Raw genomic sequence first — 19754 nt, 5'->3', positions numbered from 1 at the left:
CGATTCTAGCGGCTCGTTTTTCTTTACCTATTTTGTTGTTCAATCTCTCTTATTTACCTTGATTCGCTTCTTTCTGATAAGCTACCGCGATTTTCGCAGCTACTTCAGCATTGTGTTTCACCAGCGCGATATTTGTTGCCAAGCTCTTGCCTTCTGTCAGCTTTTTCACTTTATCGAGCATGAATGGCGTTACCTGTTTCCCTGCAATGTTGTTTTCTTTTGCTTCTGCCAGTGCTTTTTGGATCACAGCCTCGATTTCCTCGTGGTTGAGTGCATCAGATTCTGGTACTGGATTCGCGATAATCATACCGCCTTTGAGTCCCAGATCCCATTTGGTGTTCATCATCTTACCGACTTCTTCTGGTGTATCGATACGCATGTCTACGCCGAATCCGCTTTTGCGAGCGAAGAAGGACGGGAATTCATCCGTGCGGTAGCCCACAACAGGTACACCTTGCGTTTCCAAATATTCGAGTGTGCGACCGATATCGAGGATCGATTTCGCACCTGCGCATACTACAGCTACATCTGTTTGCGCCAACTCAGTGAGGTCAGCAGATACGTCCCAAGTGATTTCGCCTTCACGGTGTACCCCACCGATACCGCCAGTTGCAAACATGTGGATACCAGCCATCTCAGCTGCGATCATGGTAGCGGCTACTGTAGTCGCACCGATTTTACCGCTAGCTAAAATGTAAGCGAAGTCGCGACGGCTTACTTTTGCTACATTTTTGTTCGTCGCAAACTCTTCCAGCTCGCTGTCAGTCAAACCGATTTTGATTTTGCCGTCCATGATCCCGATCGTAGCTGGTACAGCACCGTTGTCGCGAATGATTTGCTCTACTTCTTTTGCCATTTCGATGTTTTGCGGATACGGCATACCGTGCGAAATAATCGTCGTCTCCAGCGCAACTACCGGCAGATTGTTCTCCAGTGCGTGGCGTACTTCCTCAGTAAAGGTCAAATATTGTTTCATCTCTTATCGCTCCTTTTCGAATTGTTCTACGGCCAGTTCCAATTGTTCTGCTTTTAATAGAGGAGATACGGACTGCTCTGTTTGCAATGTCAGAGCGGATGCTGCCAATCCAAGGCGACACGCCCTCTGGAAAGACTCTCCGTTTACAATGCCATACAAGAGTCCCGACGCGAACGCATCTCCCGCACCTGTAACATCTACTACTTCTGTTGGATATGGAAGCATATGCTCCTCAACGTCCTCGGATTGATAGTAAATGCCTTCTTCTCCCAAGGTCACGATGACGTGTTTGACGCCTCGTTCCCTGATCTTGCGGCAAGCCTCGGCGCATTCTTCGATCGTCGTGATCTTCATGCCAGCCATCAGCTCGGCTTCCTCGCGATTCGGCAAGATCGCTTCTACTCCGTCCAATTGCTGTGGGAGCTTCTTTGCTTTAATGGAAGAGACCGGGTCAACGAAGAGCAGGATGTTTTCCTCCCGGCAACGTTCGATGATGTAGGCCAAGCAGTCCGCCGGAATGTTTGTATCGATGAAAACCACGTGGGCTGCTGCAATGTGCGACCATTTTTCTGCGAACATCTCCGGTGTGAGAGCATCGTAAATATCCATGTTCGCCAAGGAAACAACCATCTCGCCATCAATATCGAGAAGCGCCGTATACGTTCCCGTACGCTGTGTAGGCAGTCTCCACACTTGGCTGATGTGCACCCCGTGCTTTTTCGTCTCCTGCAAGAGCCACTCGCCTTCTTTGTCCTCGCCAACGCTGGTGATGAGGGAGGTATTGCAGCCAAGGCGACCGAGGTTCTCCGCGATATTCCGTGCCACCCCTCCACACGATTCCATAATCGTTACGGGATTGGATGAGTGTAGACGCACCTGCTGCTTGCCGCGTGCTTTGCGGTCCAGGTTGGCCCCACCGATACAAGCAATCATTCCTTCATCACGAAGTACATAAGCCCGTCCTTTGATTTCCCCGCGTTTGGTTAACTGTGCGATGTAGCCAGCTACCGCTGAACGTGAGATGCCAATCAGATCAGCCAGCTCCTGTTGCGTGATAAAAGGATTTTGCCGGATATGATGAAGGATCTGCATGTCTTTTTCCACGGTCATCCTCCTTTCTTCTGTTACGCTTTCACAGCTTGTTTACAAACAAAAGTTTATCACGTAGACAACTGTTTTCACAAGCATGTTTTTCATTTTATTTTTTCTAAATTTGACAAATAGGAATGCAATCATGTAGGATTATCTTAAATTAGAGATATCGAAATTTCGATGTAGATGTAAAGGAGGGTCCATATGTCTGACAAACCACTGCGAAATGATCCCCTCGATCTTTTTGTCGTTTTATCAAGGTCATACAACTGGGTTACCGCTCACTCCAATCGTCACATTCGCGAGCATGGACTAAATCCAACTGAATTCGGCGTACTAGAGGTATTATTTCATAAAGGTCCTCAACCATTGCAGCAAATTGGCGAAAAAATATTGATCTCCAGCGGAAACATCACATACGTTGTGGACAAACTCGAAAAGAAGCAACTGCTCATTCGCAAGCCCTGTTCAGCAGACCGACGCGTCATTTTTGCAGAACTCACTGAAAAAGGGCATCAATTTTTGTCTGAAATCTTCCCGCCTCATCAACTCGCAATTGAGAAAGCGATGGAAGGTCTCACACCAGAAGAACAGCGTCAAGCAATCGAACTGCTTAAAAAATTGGGACGTACTGCTCAAGCTACTTATTAGACGAGCAGTCCCCGTCCCCGCTCTCCAACACTATCTTTCAAAAAAGTGTTGACAAAAGATCCAATACGTAATAATCTTAAAATCAAGATATACACATTAAAAGTTAGTGACTTACTAAACGGAAGGGGAATGAAATTTCCATGAGTAAAGTACTTTTTATTAAAGCAAACGATCGCCCAGTTGAGCAGGCTACAAGTGTAAAGCTGTACGAAGCTTTCACGAAAGCGTACAAAGAAACACATCCAAATGACGAAATCGTTGAGTTGGATCTGTTTGCAGAAAACCTCCCTTATTACGGTAACGACATGCTGACTGCTATGTGGAAAGCAGGAAACGGCATCGAGCTGTCTGCTGATGAGCAAAAACGTGCTGACTTGGTTAACAAATACCTGAACCAGTTTACAGCAGCAGACAAAGTCGTATTTGCTTTCCCAATGTGGAACTTCACCGTTCCTGCTGTTCTGCACTCGTACATGGATTACCTCTCCCAAGCAGGTAAAACATTCAAGTACACAGCTGAAGGTCCAGTTGGTCTGATGGGCGACAAAAAAGTAGCTCTGTTGAGCGCACGCGGTGGCGTTTATTCCGAAGGGCCAATGGCTCAGATGGAAATGGCAAACAAATACGTTCGCACGATCCTCGGCTTCTGGGGCGTTAGCAATGTAACTGAAGTAATCGTAGAAGGTCACAACCAATTCCAAGACAAAGCAGCTGAGCTCGTTGCAGCTGGTGTAGAAAAAGCAGTAAAACTGGCGGAATCCTTCTAAGGCCCGCCAGCCTTTTTGGACAAATATCTCAAAATAAAGATATACTAATTAAAAGTAATTAAGGAGAGATGAAAAGTGTTGGATACTGGATTGTTGTTGATTCGTTTGGTCATTGGTTTGACGTTTGCAGGTCATGGTACGCAGAAGTTGTTTGGTTGGTTTGGCGGTTATGGTTTGAAAGGAACAGGCGGCTGGCTGGAGTCCATCGGAGTGAAACCTGGAGTAGCGATGGCCTTCGTCGCTGGATTGTCTGAACTCGTTGGTGGTCTGATGTTTGCGGCAGGCGTAGGTATCTGGCCAAGTGCTATTTTGCTTGCTTTCACAATGCTGGTTGCCATTCTGAAGGTACACGGGCAAAATGGATATTGGGTGACACAAAACGGATTCGAATACAACCTGACAATAATCGCAGTTGTTATTGGTGTAGCGTTGATCGGTCCAGGTGCATACATCTTGTTTTAATGGTAACTCCTCACAACCAGTAAGCCAGCAATCGTACTAAGGGAGGAACATCAGATGGAAATCCGCGTCTATACAAAGAACGAGCAAGCAAAAGGACATTTTGGCGACGGTGAAATCGTAGAGAACAAACCAATTGGCTTCCCTCATGAAGGCTCCGTTGTCAAACGGGTAGGACCACTTTTTTACTGGGCATGGGCAAAATCACTGAAGACATTTGAAATTCCGCTGCACCCTCACTCCGGCTTTGAAATTTTGTCGTATGTCCTCACAGGGACAGTCGGACATCGAGACACGCTCGGAAATCTTCAAGAGGTGTCGACAGGCGGTGCGCAGATCATGCAAACCGGATCAGGCGCGTACCATGCAGAAGAGCTTGGCAAGGATACGGAAATGTTTCAAATCTGGTTTGAACCGCATCTGGCACAAACGACGAAGCAACCACCGGCTTACCATCAGTATGATCATGAGGAGTTTCCGTCTGAGGATGTTGATGGCGTGCAAGTGAAGCACATCATCGGATCGCCTGCACCCATTCAGTTGGTTACGGATTCCTTGATGAGCGACATCACAATTCCCGCTGGAAAGTCGTATGCAAAAGAACTCCCGGCTGGTTATGCTCACGCAGTCGTCATAGTGGAAGGAAACGGAAGCGTTGCAGAGAAAGCAACTGTCAGCGAGAATCACACCCCGGCAACCAAAGGTGACTTTGTCGTTCTCTCCACCGAGGAAAGCAGCACAGCCATCTACACAGCATCAACGGATGCTCCGCTCCGTCTGGTGTTGATTCAGGTACCAACTGAGGTTGATTATCCACTTTATCGTAAATAATCTACTCTTCCAAACGCCCTTATCCTATCATCAAGCCCGGCCGTCACATTTTTGTGACGGTCTTTTTCGTATAAACTCCGCCTCCTCATGGGACATTAACGAGGAAATCGTTAACAATTTTTGGTGCCGATCAGAAAGGAAGTTGAACGTGGAAGATATCGTGATGACCAGAGCCATTTTCGGGACGACTATGGCCTTTCACATTATTTTTGCGACCATGGGTGTTGGTCTCCCGCTCATGATCTTGCTGGTGGAGCTCCTCTTTTGGCGGACGCGTGACCGCGATTACGAGCTTATGGCCAAACGCTGGACGAAAGCGCAGGCGATCTTGCTAGGTGTCGCGATCCCCTCTGGAACGATTGCTGGTGTCCAGCTTTCCCTGCTATGGCCTGGGTTCATGGAGATTGTCGGCAAGGTGATCTCGCTGCCTTTTCAGATCGAAATATTCGCTTTCTTCGTGGAAGCCTTATTTATGTCCATCTACGTCTACGCGGCTCACCGTCTATCCCGCAACATGCGTTTGTTGAGCTTGTTCATGGTTTTGCTTGGTGCGACGGCCTCCGCGATCCTGATTACGAATATCCACGCCTTTGAAGGCACGCCAACTGGCTTTCGGATGGTCGATGGGCAGATTGTCGACGTAGACCCTTGGAAAGCTTTTTTTAATCCCAGCTTTTTCGTGACGGCAGGTCATGTAACTGTCTCTGCTTATATGACGGGGGCATTCATCGTCGCTGGAGTAGCAGCATGGAAAATGCTTCGCGCCGAAAAAGGGAGTCGGGTTTATTTGTATCACCAAAAAGCACTCTTGGCCGGTTTAATCGTGGGAGGCACCTTTTCCCTTTTAACTGCCTTGAACGGTCACGAATCGGCGCAGCTTTTACATGAATACCAGCCGGAAAAGCTGGCCGCTGCGGAAGGACTGTTTGAAACACAAGCATATGCCCCACTCGCGATTGGCGGCTTTACCGATCCCGAGACGAAAAAAGTCAAATACGCCATCGAGATTCCATGGGCGCTCAGCTTCCTTGCAGCCAACCGCTTTGACGAGGTCGTTGTCGGTCTGGACGACTTTCCAAAGGAGCTGTGGCCTCCACTCTACATCCATACGCTATTTAACGGGATGGTTATCATCGGCAGCTTGTTGATCTTCGTTGGTTTCATCGGCTTCGCTTGGAAGAAGCTCCTAAAGCGCTCTCAGTATCCCCGTTGGGTTCTCTGGGTCTTTGTCGTAAGTGGCCCGCTCGCCTTGCTAGGCATCGAATTCGGCTGGATATTTGCCTGCACTGGACGCCAGCCATGGGTGGTGTATCGTGTGATGAAAACAGTAGACGCCGCTACCCAAGCAGCAGGCATCTCTACTCTATTTTGGATTTTCCTCTCGGTGTACGTATTTTTCGCGATCGTCACCCTACTCGTATTCCGTAGCTATTTTGGCCGCCATCCCTTGGAGCTCGATCCGCCAGAACAGCCGAAAGTGGACGGAGGAACAGCATGACCGACACGATTATTGCCATTACGCTGCTCTGGATTTTCGTCGTTATCTATTCCGTTGCGGCCTCCTTCGACTTCGGTGCTGGTTTTTGGTCGATGATCTATTTGAATCGGGAAAAAACCAAAGCCACTCAAATCGCCAATCGCTACCTCTCGCCCTCCTGGGAGGTCGTGAATGTCTTTATCGTGTTAATTGTAGTCGCACTCGTGACCTTTTTCCCTGGCGCGACCTACACATTGGCAAGCCTGCTGCTTGTTCCCGGATGTCTCGTGGTGTTATTGATGTTGATTCGCAGTACATTCATGGTGTTTTCTCATCTGATTCACAGGTATGATAAGATGCTCAGCATCGTCTCAGGCGTTACCGGGATATTGGTGCCAGCTCTGTTAATCAGCGTGCTCCCTGTGACACAGGGCGGATTGTCTCGAACGATCAATGGTGTGGAGTCTCTCGATTGGGGACTCTTTTTGACCAGCCCGCACGTCTATTCTTTTATTGGTCTTGCCGTCAGCAGCACACTCTACCTCTCGTCGCTGCTTCTCGCGGACTACTCCTTCGTCGCTGGTGAAAAGCAAGCCTTCTCTGTCTATCGCCGGGATGCGGTGTTTCTGGGGCCGATTACGTTGCTTGCGGCATTGGTTACCGTGATAACGATGCAATTGGAGGCAAAATGGCTATATGAGCGCATTCTCGACTATTTGCCGTGGCTTATTGCATCGGCGGTCTGCTTTTTCATTAGCTATATCGCTCTCTTGGTACCCCAAGATCGTCGATATTTCGGCATCCACCTTCCGCGGATTGCGGTCATTGTCGCCACGACGCAATACCTGCTCGCCAGCTATGCGTATGGTGCAGCACGCCTCCCCTACATCGTCTATCCCAATGTGACGATTGAGTCCAGCTTTACACACCCGGATACGTTCCACGCTCTGTTCATTTGTTATTTAGTTGGCTTTGCGATTCTCGTACCCGGTTTTATTTATTTCTGGCGTCTGTTTATGAGGGACGAGCAGTACGTCCGGCAAAAATAGCAATTTCCCGATACGCAATCAGCTTTAGCTTTGCATGGGCTACGTTTGCTCAGGAAAAAAGGCAGGAAAGCTTACAAGCGTAAACATTACATTGGAGACGAGAAAAACCCGCCAAGGCTTTAACGCCCGAGCGGGTTTGCTTTTTTCATCATCGCTTCGACTAAACCAACGCTGGCTCTTTCGCAAGCATCGTGCCCTCCTGTGCGTAACGTACGTGCCAGGAGAATGCCTTTTCCAGTACATGCGGAGTGTGTCCGCCACGTGTGAGTGCTTCCTCGTAGTACGCCATCAATTGATCGCGGTACATCGGATGCGCACAGTTCTCGATAATTTTGATGGCTCTCTGGCGCGGAGCCAAGCCTCTTAGGTCAGCTAAGCCTTGCTCAGTGACGATAATATCTACATCGTGCTCGGTATGATCAACATGGGAGGCAAACGGAACGATGCTCGAGATGTTTCCACCTTTGGCAATCGATTTGGTTACGAAAATGCCCAGACGTGCGTTGCGAGCAAAATCACCAGAACCGCCGATACCGTTCATCATTCTCGTACCCGATACATTGGTCGAGTTGACGTTGCCGTAGATGTCCGCTTCAATCGCGGTATTGATCGCAATCAGACCGAGGCGGCGAATCAGCTCTGGATGGTTCGTGATTTCTTGCGGACGCAACAGCAGCTTGTCCCGGTATTGGGCGAAATTCTCGGTGACATGCTTCATCTTTTCAGCTGTCAGCGTGATCGAACAGCCAGAGGCAAACGAAATTTTACCTGCATCCAGCAAATCAAACACCGCATCCTGCAACACTTCCGAGAAGACAGTCAGATCCGTGAATTCCGAATCCAAAAATCCGTTGAAAACCGCATTCGCTACCGATCCAATCCCCGATTGCAATGGCGCGAGATTGTTCGGCAAGCGTCCCTCTTTTACCTCCTGACGCAAAAACTCGATCAGATGCGCCGCGATCTGCGCCGTTTCTTCGTCCGGCTCCACAATCGTCGACGGAGAATCCAACTGATTCGTCAGGACAATCCCTTTTACTTTATCCGGATCGACAGGAATCCCTGCTGTGCCGATTCGCTGATCCACGGACGTGAGCGGAATCGGTTCACGCTCTCCTTGTTTTGCTGGTGTATAAATATCATGGATGCCTTCCAGTTCCACCGATTGAGCCATATTCAGCTCAATGATGACATGCTTGGCATTTTCCACGAAAATATTGGAGTTACCCACGGACGTTGCCGGAATGATCATGCCCTCTTCTGTAATTGCAACCGCTTCCACAATCGCGTAGTCGACCGCGTCTATCGCTCCCTGGCGAATCGCTTCCGCTGTATGAGACAAATGCTGGTCAACGAACATCATGCTGCCATCGTTGATTTTTTTGCGCATAACCGGATCAGCTTGAAAAGGCAATCGCTTATTGATGATCCCCGCTTCCGCCATCACGGCATCCACATCGGAGCCAAGTGAAGCTCCTGTATATACGTTTACGCCAAAAGGCTTGTTCTCTTTTTTCGCCAGCTCAGCCAATGCGAGCGGCACGACCTTGGCATCACCAGCACGCGTGAAACCACTTAACCCGATCGTCATGCCATCCTCAATCCATCCTGCTGCTACCTCAGCCGTCACGATTTTATCTGCCAGTCGTTTATCGCGTAAGCGTTCCCACATCATTGTGACCTCCCATGCCATCTTTGTTGCCTTTTACACTAGCACATGGATTCTGAGCGGGCACTCGATTTTCAGCAAAACAGAATATTTACGCGGCTATCAAGAAAAAACGACAGCGAACCGTTCTCATTTGTCAGATATTTCAGAAGCCGAGCAATTGCCGAAACGAGCTGGCGTACGACTGGCTCACAGGAACTCTCGTCTTTTGCTTATCCTTCATTTCCAATAAAAACGTCGAATGAAAATGAGGATGAATAAAGCCGATCGATTCCATATTGACGAAATAGGAACGATGACAACGCACAAATCGCTCTTGCGGGAGCATGTACTCCAGTTCAGCCATGTTATATTTATTCGCATATGATCCACTAGCCGTGTGCAGAAGCGTTTTTCCTTCATGAGAGCTAATATAGACGATCTCTGTTAACGGAATAGGCAGCCAGCCATCCTCCCCTTTTCCGACCAAAAACGATAGACGCGCCTCCGGATTTGTCAGCGGAACGCTTTGAGGTGGATAGATGGCGGTAATACAGCCCACGACCTGACCATTTCGCACTAATGGAAGCGAGAGTCCGTAGTACGGCACACCAAAAATACGACTCTCCACCTGATGCCCTACCTTCCCCATTTCCAAGAGGGCTTGATGTGTAGCCGAGCCAATGGGAACGATATCCCCTGGCGTAATTTTCAAATCAATATTCGAACTCGGTTGATAGTACAAGTATTGTGAACCGTCCGAGATCGCAATCGATACCCCGTCTGGCACGACTTCCCCAATCATTTGCAGCACCTCTGGAACCAATCTGTCCTCCATGCTGATTCCTCCTGCTCGTGTTATTGCTTTTTCTATCTTCTATCTCCTATCTTCTATCTTCTATTAAAACACATTTCCCTACCACCAAATCAATCCTTGTCTTTCCTCTCTATACAAGCGAATCCATCCGATTACAGCCAGGCATTGTGCTATCATGAGATTACAAAACATTCACGATTGTTTGAGCAAAGGCGGTGCAGCATGGACCACACCATTGTCTTGATTGCAAAAGGAACGGACACTCTCGAATTTTTGTTAAAAGAGCTGCGGGCTTATTTCGAGCCGTATTGCAAAGTCGTCGGTTATGCCAGCCATGAGCACATTCCCGATTTGAGCGGAGTCGATCATGTCTTTATCACAACCAAATCCCCGGAGCTGTACACAGTTGCCCGTCAAGCTGTTGCTGACTCCGTACCCATCACGGTTTTAAACCGTTTTTTCGAGTTACACAAAATGAAAGCCCTGATGCAGATCCCTCCGGGGACGACCGTCCCTGTTATGAACAATTCGCCAGTTTCCGCACAGGAGGTCATCCAAAATCTATTAGAGGCGAATGTCGATCATTTGAATTACGTTCCCTTTCACCCTGGCTGTACATTTGATGATCTCGAATTTCAATACGCCATCATCATGAGCGTTCCTGACGTACCTCTTCCTCCTCATGTGGAGGTGATCGATCTCGGTTTTCGCAAAATCAGCATTCATGATCTGATTGATACCGGTCGCAAGGTAGGCGTGCCTAGTGAATGGGAGCGCGAGTACTTGTCTGCCTTCATTGTAGAAATGTCTGAGCTCGCGAAAATGCTCGGCACCTCTTACGCAGAAGTACAGAAGCTTAACAGCCAACTGCAATCTACCTTTCAGGCAGTCAAAGACCCCGTGATCGCTTGCAATGAACAAGGTCTGATCACGTTTATAAACGACGTCGCCGTTGAGCTGTTTTGTCCACATGCATCTACCATTGTTGGACAACGGTACACGGTGTTGAAGGAGCACAGCTTGCTGCAACCCTTTTTTGAGCAGGAAGATCAGGAGGACGCCCTCGTAACCATTGATCACAAACAATTTATCGTCAGCAGTCAAAGCATCCGCCGTAGGCATGAGCATTTAGGCTTCGTTTGTACGCTAAAAGACGTGACTGAAATCCAACGTTTGCGAACCACGCTTACGTTGCGCGGTCATACAGCCACCTACTCCTTTTCCGATATCAAAGGACAAAGCCAACCGCTGCTCCAAGCCATCGAGCTCGGCAAAAAGATGGCAAAAAACAATCAAACGATTCTGCTGACAGGCGAAAACGGAACGGGAAAAGAGCTGTTCGCCCATGCCATTCATCAGCACTCGCTACGCAAAAACGGCCCCTTTGTCGCAATCAACTGTGCCTCCTTACCGGAAAACCTGCTGGAGAGCGAGCTGTTTGGCTACGAAGACGGTGCCTTTACAGGAGCACGAAAGGGCGGAAAACCCGGCCTGTTTGAGCAAGCGGATGGCGGGACGATTTTTCTCGATGAGGTGGGGGACATCTCTGGGGCCATTCAGGTCAAGCTGCTTCGCGTGCTGCAAGAAAAGCAGGTCATCCGCGTGGGCGGTACGGGAATCCTTTCTGTGGATTGCCGCATCATCGCTGCTACCAATCGCGATTTGGAAGACGCTGTTTCCCAAGGAAGCTTTCGCGAGGACCTATTCTATCGTTTGGCTGTCCTGCCGATCCAAATTCCCGCTTTGCGTGAGCGAATCAGCGATATTCCCCTTCTCATCGATGAGCATCTGGAGCAGCAAGGTATTCGCAAAACATGGTCGCCAGAAGTCATGGAGCTATTCAATCGCCATGACTGGCGGGGGAACATTCGCGAACTGAAAAATGTCGTCGACTATGCCATTACAGTAAGCGAGCATCCCGTCATCGGCATTCAGGATCTCCCCAAACGATTGACGGATAGCCTGTTTAAAAAGCAACAGACGGCTTCTATCCCCCAATTGGACGACAATCGCGATCTGGATATTTTGTATTGCTTGCATCATTATTACGTATCCAACAAACCAGTCGGGCGTTATCAATTGGCGCACTCCCCTGAGCTACAATCGGTAGGCTGGACGGAGAGCGCACTGCGGCATAAGCTGAAACTGTTAGAACAGCAAGGTTTGGTGCGTTCAGGTACAACCCGACAAGGAACCTCCATCACCCCCGCGGGTATCGAATTGTTGCGAAAACACGGGCGGATTTAGAATCCGCCCATTGAATAATAGGTTGTATTAGGTTGTATAAAACCTAATAAACATTCCTAAAGCTCATTTTCTTTCCTTCCCTTGCCGTTGAAAATCCACTGAAAACGCTTATATTCGGGAAATTTCGACACTTGGCACGACCCTTGCTTGTCATAAGCAAAAAAGAGCGAGGTGACCTCATGTCTACACATCCATTGAAACCTGCAAAGAAACGTTTTTCTGTGCCGCATACCTATGCCATCCTCTTTATCATCATCATTTTGGCAGCCTTGGCTTCCTACGTGCTTCCGGCTGGTGAGTTCGATCGCGTCAAGGACGCTGCCTCAGGCAAAACCATCGTCGTCAACGGCAGCTACCATCCTGTAGAAAGTGATCCGGTCTCGTTCTTTGACATGTTCAAAGCGATTCCAGAAGGGATGCAAAAAGGCGCGCAAATCATTTTCTACATCTTTATTGTAAGCGGTGTATTCGGAATCATCCGCCAGACCGGAGCGATTGAAGCCGGGATCAATAAAGGTGTCCGACACTTGGAGGGTCGGGAAAAGCTGCTCATTCCTGCTTCCATGTTCCTCTTTTCCATCGGTGGCTTCACTATGGGAATGGCAGAAGAAAGCATCATCTTCGTTCCGATCGGTATCGCGCTGGCTCGTGCAATGGGCTTTGATGCCGTAACAGGTACAGCCATGATCACCATGGGGGCGGCAGCTGGCTTCATGGGTGGGATGATCAATCCATTTACGGTTGGGGTGGCGCAGTCCCTCGCGCAATTGCCGCTCTTCTCTGGTCTTACCTTCCGCGCTGTTGTGTATGTCTTCGTGCTCGCTTTTGCCATCTGGTACGTCATGCGCTATGCGTATCGTGTCAAAGCAGACCCGACCAAGAGCGTGCTTTATGGCGTGGAGAATCACGCAAGTCAAGAACAGGCAACAGTAGACATCCCCGATCTGAATGCACGCCACAAGCTCGTTTTCCTGGTAATGGTCTGTGGCCTCGCCTTCAACGTTTACGGTGTATTCAAGTACGAATGGTTCCTGACCGAGCTTACCGCTTCCTTCCTGATCATGGGCCTTGTTGCGGGTCTCGTCGGAGGTTTGTCGGTCAATACGCTGTTTGATTCCTTCGTCGCTGGTGCGAGAGCTGTTACGTTTGGGGCGCTGATCGTCGGTTTTGCCCGCGCGATTACGGTCGTCCTGGAAGACGGAAAAATTATCGATACGATGATTAACAGCCTGACTTCAGCGATTGGTCATTTGCCAGATGCCGTTAACGTCCTGGCTATGTTTGTGATTCAAGCCTTTCTCAATCTCTTCATTTCTTCCGGTAGTGGACAGGCAGCGACAACAATGCCGATCATGGTGCCGATTGCGGACTTGCTCGGCATCCAACGTCAGATTGCGGTTCTTGCCTTCCAATACGGTGATGCGGTCACCAACTCCATTATCCCGACTTCTTCTGCGTTGATGGGCTATCTGGCTGTTGCAGGCATTCCGTATGAGAAATGGGTCAAATTCATTTGGAAGCTGCTAGCTGGTTGGGCCGTGATCGCCTCAATCGCGCTCATTGTAGCAGTGACAATCGGCGTTTCGTAACAAATGAGCTATTCACAAAACTGGCTGCGTCAAATGATTGGCGTAGCCTGCGCTTCACTTATCGACTACTCACGAACAAACCGATGGAGGAACCATGCGCACAACGATCAAACAATTGCAGCCCGCCATTTTTTCTCTATACGAGCATTTACACCAGCATCCAGAGATAAGCTGGGAGGAAGTCCAAACCACCTCATTCATTGCTGACTTCTTGAAAAAACACCATTGCCACGTCACTACCTTTGATGACGTGACGGGAGTGGTTGGCGAATGGGGCGATTTGACGCCAGGAAAATTGACCGTAGGCGTACGTGCAGACATGGACGCCCTTTGGCAAGAAGTAAACGGCGTCTTTACCGCAAATCATTCCTGCGGACACGATGCGCATATGACCATGGCATTAGGCGTCCTCATGGTTCTGCAAGCAATGGACGTCCAGCTCCCTGGGCGCCTAAAGCTCATTTTCCAACCAGCAGAAGAAAGCGGAAATGGCGCACTTGCGATGGTGAACAAGCAGGTAGTGGACGATATTGATTTTCTGTACGGTGTCCACCTTCGTCCCATTCAAGAAATCCCACGCGGAACAGCTGCTTCTGCCATCCTGCACGGAGCAGCAGGTACAGTATTCGGGCACATCAAGGGTGCCGATGCTCATGGCGCACGGCCTCACCTCGGAGTCAACGCTATCGAGGTAGCCGCTGCGATTGTCGAGCAGTTAAAAGGTATTCATCTCGATCCGCTCGTCCCTTATTCCGCCAAAATGACGCAGCTTTCCGCCGGCAGCAAAAGCAGCAATATCATTCCGGGCTCGGCGCAGTTCCACTTGGACCTACGGGCACAGACGAATGAAGTCATTCATGCCCTATTCGCCCGTGTCGAGCACATTTTGCAGCACGTTTCCCGTCTATATGAAGTTGAGCTGTCTTACGAGATCACTGAACGCGTCTATGCGGCGGAAGTGAACGAAGAAGCGAGACTGATCATGGCGGATGCCATTACCCAAGCCTTGGGGGCAGAAAAGCTCGAACCGCCGATTCAGACACCGGGCGCGGAAGACTTCCACTACTACACCAAGGAACGTCCGCAGCTTCGTGCGACCATGCTTGGTTTAGGCTGTGGCCTGACACCAGGACTTCATCACCCGCAGATGACTTTTGAAAAAGAAGCGCTGCTAGACGGCATCGAGATTTTGGCAAGAACGGTATTGAATACGTTTGAGCGACAATCCAAATGAACGGTTGAGGAGAGATGAATATGAAAATCGAACGCGTGGACCTGCAACGAATCAAAATTCCGTTGAATTCCCCTTTTGAGACGAGCATGGGAGTCGAAACCCACAAGGAATGCATTCTGGTGCGTGCGTACAGCGGTGCCCATGTCGGCTTCGGTGAAAGTGTCGCGATGGACGTCCCTGTTTACAACGAGGAAGATGTCGATACGGTCTGGTACATGCTCGAAAAGTATTTGATCCCGCAGCTGTTTTCACGGGAGATCGAGCATCCTGATGATGTATCCCGCCTCTTTTCCTGGATGCGCCGCAACCACATGGCCAAAGCCGCTTTAGAAGGTGCCGTCTGGGATTTGTACGCCAAAATGAACGGTCTCTCCCTCTCCCAAGCATTGGGCGGAACTCGTACGACGATTGACGTCGGTGTGAGTATCGGAATCGAGCCGACCATCGAAAAACTGCTGCAACGCGTAGAAGGCTTCATCCGTGACGGCTACAAAAAGATCAAAGTGAAAATCAAACCGGGCTTTGATGTCGAGCCAATGCGTGCGATCCGCAACACATTTGGACCAGATGTTCCACTGATGGCGGACGCAAACTCTGCGTATACGCTGGCAGACATGGAGATGCTGAAGGCTTTGGACGGCTTCGGTTTGATCATGATTGAACAGCCATTGGCTCATGATGACATCATCGACCATGCGACCTTGCAAAGAGAACTGAAAACGCCGATCTGCCTCGATGAAAGTATCCATACAGTAGAAGATGCCCGCAAAGCTCTCGAGCTCGGCAGTTGCCGGATTATCAACATCAAAATCGGTCGCGTAGGCGGTCTGACAGATGCCAAGAAGATTCATGACCTGTGTGAGAAACGCGGCGTACCTGTATGGTGCGGAGGAATGCTGGAGGCAGGAATTGGACGGGCGCATAATATCGCGATGGCCTCGCTTAGCAACTTCACGATTGCCGGCGATACATCCCCTTCGCATCGCTACTTTGCGGAAGATATCGTGACACCCGTTATCGATTTTGCAGCACCTGGCTTGCTGGCTGTACCGACAACGCCAGGGATCGGTTTTGACATCAATGAGTCTGCCATTCGCAATGCCCTGATCGAGCATAAAAGCTACTATGCAAATCGGGAATCTACTACGACCGTCATTCCGACTTGGTAGACCGACATTTGTTCGAAGTGAAAAAGAACAGAGAGAGCCTATTGCCCTCTCTGTTCTTTTTATTTGTGAGATTTTATTAATCCGTAATCGTCAAAAGCTTGCACAAATTACGCTCGGCAAGAGCTCGCTTCTCCGGCGGGAACCGCTTTAAGAGATCCAACGCAGCATACGGAAGCTTCAATGCATGAGGATCGCTGTAGAGCCTTTCCCAGTATAGCGGTGAAAAAATTTCCTCGAAAGCTGGCTCCTTCACCTCATCCTCTAAAGTGAACGGAGGAACATGGCGATTCAAATAGATTTGAAGACGATGGTTTACGATACCAGGCTTCACAATATCCTCATAACCGAATCGCTCTAGATCTGTTAACGCATGAGCCTGTGTGATGTTATGAACAACCTCGCTTGCCAAATGATAGCGTACCCCATTAATATCACGTGGCGGTATAACCAAATGAAGCTCGTCAAACGCCCGCTCTGCCATCTCTGCAGTTGTATGGTAAGGTGCAACTTCGTCGTCTTTGACATCATCAATCGTCATGCCATGGTAATTCTCGATGCCCCAATAACGGTCTTTCCTGTCTTCAGTCGTCGCTTGGAGAATCCTGACCAGGCCATCCACCACAGTCGGAGTGATCATATCAGGGCGTTCGCGCAGTGCTTTTAATGCCAACACACCTAGTGCTAGTCCATGGCCTGATGTCCGAAGCTGCTTCACATTTTGCTGGAGGCCATCGATGACGTGCTGTAACAAGGAGGGGTCAGCTTTCTCGTCTTGATCTAGTGGAACAAACCATTCAGGTTTTTGCTTGCGGAAGGATTCGCATGTCCGCTCAATGCCCTCTTTTACATGTTCAGGGAGATCGTGCTCGCGATCCATGAAGTACCCTGCCAATAAAGCTGCCCCATAATGACCGTCGAACCATCCTGCTACAGCTGCACGTGCCATTCCCGTAATGCCAAGCTCCAAGTAAGAATCAAGTAAACGCATGTAACTTCCTCCTTTTTCCATTTATGTACCCATAATATAACATACATTTTTGTTTGTAAAGTATGATATTTTAGTTTTTGCACACATGAAAAAAGGCCCCGGATATCCGGAGCCCTTCATCTATTCGCTATCATTTTCCTTACTCAATCCAGCTTAAATTCCACTTCATCTGTCTCTGGGCGATAATCGACAATCAGCCCTTTTCCATTCATATACCACAGCTCATCTTTTTCCATATAAAATGTGATGCCATCCTCTACTGCCGAAATGCCGATTTCATTCGGCAACTCTTTGGCAATCCCCATCGAGAATGAATCCTGGACCGTACTAACGCCTCCGTACCGGACAAAAAAACGAATGCTGTCTCCTTCTTTGCATCCCCATTCTTCCCGAAACCATGCTACCGCTGCTTTAGTGATCGTCATGTTCATGAGTACAACCACTCCTCTCTGCTTATAGTTTACCTCAATTTAGAGATATCCGAAACATAAATGTATGTTAAATGGAATTGCTCCGCTATTTGAAAAAAGAACCGATTCCCTACTCTGGGAAAACGGTTCTTTCCATCTGTTTACGGCTTTATTGGAAGTGTAACCAAAAAACTGGTTCCGATACCTATCTCACTGCTGACCTGAATTTTTCCGTGGTGAGCATCCACGATCCATTTGGCAATAGAAAGCCCCAAGCCTGTTCCTTCTGTCGCACGAGAGCGCATTTTATCCACCCGGAAGAAGCGATCAAACAAATACGGAGTATCCTCCTTGGAAATCCCGATCCCGCTGTCTTTTACAAGAATCGAAACGCGACCACCTTCCTTTTTGCAAGAAACATAAATCCGGCCATCTTCGTTCGTGTACTTCAAGGCATTGTCCAGCAAGATAACCATAAGCTGATGCAGACGTTCTTGGTCCCCCATCATCTCAATGGGTTGCTCGATGTCTGTTTCGAGGCGAATTTCCCGTGCAATGGCAAGCTGTGCAAAAACCTGGGTGCATTTGATCGCTACCTCGTCTAAGCGCAGCGTCTGATTCATGATCTGCAATTCGTTAGAATCACTGCGAGCCAGTGTGAGCAAATCCGAGACGAGCCTGCTCAAGCGCTTGGCCTCCTGCATCCCAATCATGATTTTTTCACTTTCCTGCTCAATCGTATGATCCGGGTGTTTGAAAAGCCTTTCTAGATTGACCATAATGGCCGTGAGCGGCGTCCTCAACTCATGAGAAGCATCGGCAATAAACTGCTGCTGTTTTTCCCACGAGACTTGGATCGGGATTAGTGCCCTTCTCGCCAAAAACCAGCCAGCCACAATCGCAATGACAATACTGATAATGTCGCCGATCATGACAACGTATAGCAAGCTGTCCAGCACGTTTTGCTCAGGCGCCAGATTGTAAATCAGTTGAAACTGGTACGCAGTCTGAATTCGATTGCCTACAACGACCTTTTTCGGAACAGTAACTGTCTGCACGCGGTAGATTTGTCCATTCACTGTTTTTGTTTCGATTCCGTCTGCTTTTCCGTTATGCTGGAATTTTGCATACTCCTCTGGCTCCAGCCTATCACTAAATGCCGTCCCGATGACACGACCAAAGCTATCCCAGACGAGCAAAACATATCGGCGATCCAGATCGTTAAACTTTTTTCTCTCCTGACGGTTGTATGGAAAAGGGTCGTCTTCAACACGATGGAGTCGAGGCAAAGTATCAACTGCCAGCCTTTGGCTGACTTTGGTCATTTCTCGGTCCACCTGTGAATAGAGACGGTACTTCATCGTGTAGTAGACTGCGCTACCCAGCCCGTTCAATAAGAGAAGCACCACTACTACGTTCAACGTTACGAGCCGAATCCTCGTTTTTCGAAACATCATTTGTTTTCCTTTTTCAGAATGTAGCCCACATTGCGGATCGTTCGGATGAAGCCTTCGTAAGCACCCAGCTTCTTACGCAGGTAGTGGACATACAAATCGACCACTCCGTAATTCGCTTCTGAATCAATTCCCCATACGCGGTCAAAAATTTGTTGGCGCGTCAATATTTGCTCCCGATTTTGCAGGAAGTACTTAAGTAGCTCGTACTCCTTCGTGGTTAACTTCATCGGCTCATCATCAACAAACCCGTCATATTCATTTATCTTCAGCGATAGAGGACCGTATGCCAGCTCGCCTTCTGTGTTCTGTTTCCCTTGCCGACGCAAAAGGGCTCTCACTCTGGCCGTCAGTTCTTCGGCCGCAAAAGGCTTGACCAAATAATCGTCTGCTCCGGCATCCAAACCCTCGACTCTCGACTCTACGCTATCTTTTGCCGTTAAAAATAACACCGGCGTCATTATCCCTTTTGTACGCAACGTTCTCACCAGTGATAGACCATCCATTCCTGGCATCATAATGTCTAGGACCAACAAATCGTAGATGCCGCGTTCCGCCAATAACAAGCCGTCATCACCGCGGTCTGCCATATCCACCTGATATCCTTCATCGACCAGGACTCCTGCAATTGTCTGAAGCAGCGCTTTTTCATCCTCCACTGCAAGAATAAGCATATTGATCCCTCTTTCATTTGAAAAAGCTGTATGTCATTCAGCATAGCATAATCGACTGGAATCACAATAATGACCACACTCGCCGATCTTGGCTGTGCACACGCTCCTTTTATTAGAGCACGTATTTTTTTGAATCAGATTTGTAGGTACTGACGGAAATACAAAAAAAGCTGCATTCTCCATTACTTTTTACAAGTAATCGGGAATACAGCTTTTCGTCTC

The 19754-nt window shown here is 48.8% G+C and carries 18 protein-coding genes; 10 read left to right on the top strand and 8 right to left on the bottom strand.

Annotated elements, in window-relative coordinates:
* Positions 1-49: 49 nt before the first annotated feature.
* Positions 50-976 (bottom strand): pseudouridine-5'-phosphate glycosidase, encoded by a 927-nt coding sequence (locus ODZ53_RS29160; RefSeq protein WP_012684122.1) that lies wholly within the window; start codon positions 974-976, stop codon positions 50-52.
* A 3-nt stretch (positions 977-979) separates the two neighbouring features.
* A complete protein-coding gene (locus ODZ53_RS29155) occupies positions 980-2080 on the bottom strand; it encodes a carbohydrate kinase (RefSeq protein ID WP_064203385.1) in 1101 nt (366 codons plus the stop codon).
* Positions 2081-2272: 192 nt separating this feature from the next.
* Here ODZ53_RS29155 and ODZ53_RS29150 point away from each other — a divergent pair, with 192 nt between their 5' ends.
* The 6 genes from ODZ53_RS29150 to ODZ53_RS29125 all read left to right on the top strand — a co-directional run bounded on the left by ODZ53_RS29150 (position 2273) and on the right by ODZ53_RS29125 (position 7302).
* Positions 2273-2719: a MarR family winged helix-turn-helix transcriptional regulator gene (locus ODZ53_RS29150; RefSeq protein WP_012684120.1), complete on the top strand. Its 447-nt coding sequence runs from the start codon at positions 2273-2275 to the stop codon at positions 2717-2719.
* 140 nt (positions 2720-2859) lie between these two features.
* A complete protein-coding gene (locus ODZ53_RS29145) occupies positions 2860-3486 on the top strand; it encodes an FMN-dependent NADH-azoreductase (RefSeq protein ID WP_064203386.1) in 627 nt (208 codons plus the stop codon).
* Between the two features lie 75 nt (positions 3487-3561).
* A complete protein-coding gene (locus ODZ53_RS29140; protein WP_012684118.1) occupies positions 3562-3948 on the top strand; it encodes a DoxX family protein in 387 nt (128 codons plus the stop codon).
* Between the two features lie 54 nt (positions 3949-4002).
* Positions 4003-4776, top strand: coding sequence for a pirin family protein (locus tag ODZ53_RS29135; RefSeq protein ID WP_372681869.1), 774 nt, complete (start codon positions 4003-4005; stop codon positions 4774-4776).
* A 163-nt stretch (positions 4777-4939) separates the two neighbouring features.
* Positions 4940-6274 carry a cytochrome ubiquinol oxidase subunit I gene (locus tag ODZ53_RS29130; RefSeq protein ID WP_372681874.1) on the top strand — a complete coding sequence of 445 codons (1335 nt, stop codon included), beginning with the start codon at positions 4940-4942 and terminating at the stop codon, positions 6272-6274.
* Positions 6271-7302, top strand: coding sequence for a cytochrome d ubiquinol oxidase subunit II (locus ODZ53_RS29125; RefSeq protein WP_372681867.1), 1032 nt, complete (start codon positions 6271-6273; stop codon positions 7300-7302). The genes ODZ53_RS29130 and ODZ53_RS29125 overlap by 4 nt, the downstream gene beginning before the upstream one ends.
* A 160-nt stretch (positions 7303-7462) precedes the next feature.
* On the opposite strand, the gene scpC is transcribed toward ODZ53_RS29125, so the two are convergent.
* Together scpC and ODZ53_RS29115 are read right to left on the bottom strand one after the other, a co-directional pair.
* Positions 7463-8974: a succinyl-CoA:acetate CoA-transferase ScpC gene (scpC, locus tag ODZ53_RS29120; protein ID WP_372681872.1), complete on the bottom strand. Its 1512-nt coding sequence runs from the start codon at positions 8972-8974 to the stop codon at positions 7463-7465.
* Positions 8975-9116: 142 nt separating this feature from the next.
* Positions 9117-9788: a LytTR family DNA-binding domain-containing protein gene (locus tag ODZ53_RS29115; RefSeq protein ID WP_372681865.1), complete on the bottom strand. Its 672-nt coding sequence runs from the start codon at positions 9786-9788 to the stop codon at positions 9117-9119.
* 201 nt (positions 9789-9989) lie between these two features.
* Between ODZ53_RS29115 and ODZ53_RS29110 the strand changes: the two genes are divergently transcribed.
* From ODZ53_RS29110 to menC, 4 genes are all read left to right on the top strand, one after another.
* The gene (locus ODZ53_RS29110) at positions 9990-12014 is read left to right on the top strand and encodes a sigma-54 interaction domain-containing protein (protein ID WP_372681863.1); all 2025 of its coding nucleotides are present in this window, start codon (positions 9990-9992) and stop codon (positions 12012-12014) included.
* A 179-nt stretch (positions 12015-12193) separates the two neighbouring features.
* A complete protein-coding gene (locus tag ODZ53_RS29105) occupies positions 12194-13603 on the top strand; it encodes a YfcC family protein (protein WP_173606181.1) in 1410 nt (469 codons plus the stop codon).
* A gap of 94 nt (positions 13604-13697) precedes the next feature.
* Positions 13698-14837: a M20 peptidase aminoacylase family protein gene (locus tag ODZ53_RS29100; protein WP_372681861.1), complete on the top strand. Its 1140-nt coding sequence runs from the start codon at positions 13698-13700 to the stop codon at positions 14835-14837.
* A 20-nt stretch (positions 14838-14857) separates the two neighbouring features.
* Positions 14858-16006 carry an o-succinylbenzoate synthase gene (gene menC, locus ODZ53_RS29095; RefSeq protein WP_372681859.1) on the top strand — a complete coding sequence of 383 codons (1149 nt, stop codon included), beginning with the start codon at positions 14858-14860 and terminating at the stop codon, positions 16004-16006.
* Between the two features lie 76 nt (positions 16007-16082).
* Here the strand turns inward: menC and ODZ53_RS29090 are convergent, their stop codons facing one another.
* The 4 genes from ODZ53_RS29090 to ODZ53_RS29075 all read right to left on the bottom strand — a co-directional run bounded on the left by ODZ53_RS29090 (position 16083) and on the right by ODZ53_RS29075 (position 19532).
* Positions 16083-16994 carry a hypothetical protein gene (locus tag ODZ53_RS29090; protein WP_372681857.1) on the bottom strand — a complete coding sequence of 304 codons (912 nt, stop codon included), beginning with the start codon at positions 16992-16994 and terminating at the stop codon, positions 16083-16085.
* Between the two features lie 143 nt (positions 16995-17137).
* Complete coding sequence (locus ODZ53_RS29085) at positions 17138-17425, bottom strand: HesB/YadR/YfhF family protein (protein ID WP_142498562.1); 288 nt, start codon at positions 17423-17425, stop codon at positions 17138-17140.
* 140 nt (positions 17426-17565) lie between these two features.
* Positions 17566-18861 carry a sensor histidine kinase gene (locus ODZ53_RS29080; protein ID WP_372681855.1) on the bottom strand — a complete coding sequence of 432 codons (1296 nt, stop codon included), beginning with the start codon at positions 18859-18861 and terminating at the stop codon, positions 17566-17568.
* Positions 18858-19532 (bottom strand): response regulator transcription factor, encoded by a 675-nt coding sequence (locus ODZ53_RS29075; RefSeq protein ID WP_372681853.1) that lies wholly within the window; start codon positions 19530-19532, stop codon positions 18858-18860. The genes ODZ53_RS29080 and ODZ53_RS29075 overlap by 4 nt, the downstream gene beginning before the upstream one ends.
* Positions 19533-19754 lie beyond the last annotated feature (222 nt).

Origin of the sequence: Brevibacillus sp. BD137 (assembly GCF_041644655.1) — a bacterium.
Taxonomy (GTDB): domain Bacteria; phylum Bacillota; class Bacilli; order Brevibacillales; family Brevibacillaceae; genus Brevibacillus; species Brevibacillus brevis_D.
This window is presented reverse-complemented; position numbering and strand designations above follow the sequence as displayed.

What these genes read in the sequence shown, in the direction of transcription:
- ODZ53_RS29160 (WP_012684122.1), bottom strand. Translation starts at nt 976, where the DNA reads ATGAAACAATATTTGACCTTTACTGAGGAAGTACGCCACGCACTGGAG.
- ODZ53_RS29150 (WP_012684120.1), top strand. Translation starts at nt 2,273, where the DNA reads ATGTCTGACAAACCACTGCGAAATGATCCCCTCGATCTTTTTGTCGTT.
- ODZ53_RS29145 (WP_064203386.1), top strand. Translation starts at nt 2,860, where the DNA reads ATGAGTAAAGTACTTTTTATTAAAGCAAACGATCGCCCAGTTGAGCAG.
- ODZ53_RS29135 (WP_372681869.1), top strand. Translation starts at nt 4,003, where the DNA reads ATGGAAATCCGCGTCTATACAAAGAACGAGCAAGCAAAAGGACATTTT.
- ODZ53_RS29130 (WP_372681874.1), top strand. Translation starts at nt 4,940, where the DNA reads ATGACCAGAGCCATTTTCGGGACGACTATGGCCTTTCACATTATTTTT.
- ODZ53_RS29125 (WP_372681867.1), top strand. Translation starts at nt 6,271, where the DNA reads ATGACCGACACGATTATTGCCATTACGCTGCTCTGGATTTTCGTCGTT.
- scpC (WP_372681872.1), bottom strand. Translation starts at nt 8,974, where the DNA reads ATGTGGGAACGCTTACGCGATAAACGACTGGCAGATAAAATCGTGACG.
- ODZ53_RS29115 (WP_372681865.1), bottom strand. Translation starts at nt 9,788, where the DNA reads ATGGAGGACAGATTGGTTCCAGAGGTGCTGCAAATGATTGGGGAAGTC.
- ODZ53_RS29110 (WP_372681863.1), top strand. Translation starts at nt 9,990, where the DNA reads ATGGACCACACCATTGTCTTGATTGCAAAAGGAACGGACACTCTCGAA.
- ODZ53_RS29105 (WP_173606181.1), top strand. Translation starts at nt 12,194, where the DNA reads ATGTCTACACATCCATTGAAACCTGCAAAGAAACGTTTTTCTGTGCCG.
- ODZ53_RS29100 (WP_372681861.1), top strand. Translation starts at nt 13,698, where the DNA reads ATGCGCACAACGATCAAACAATTGCAGCCCGCCATTTTTTCTCTATAC.
- menC (WP_372681859.1), top strand. Translation starts at nt 14,858, where the DNA reads ATGAAAATCGAACGCGTGGACCTGCAACGAATCAAAATTCCGTTGAAT.
- ODZ53_RS29090 (WP_372681857.1), bottom strand. Translation starts at nt 16,994, where the DNA reads ATGCGTTTACTTGATTCTTACTTGGAGCTTGGCATTACGGGAATGGCA.
- ODZ53_RS29085 (WP_142498562.1), bottom strand. Translation starts at nt 17,425, where the DNA reads ATGAACATGACGATCACTAAAGCAGCGGTAGCATGGTTTCGGGAAGAA.
- ODZ53_RS29080 (WP_372681855.1), bottom strand. Translation starts at nt 18,861, where the DNA reads ATGATGTTTCGAAAAACGAGGATTCGGCTCGTAACGTTGAACGTAGTA.
- ODZ53_RS29075 (WP_372681853.1), bottom strand. Translation starts at nt 19,532, where the DNA reads ATGCTTATTCTTGCAGTGGAGGATGAAAAAGCGCTGCTTCAGACAATT.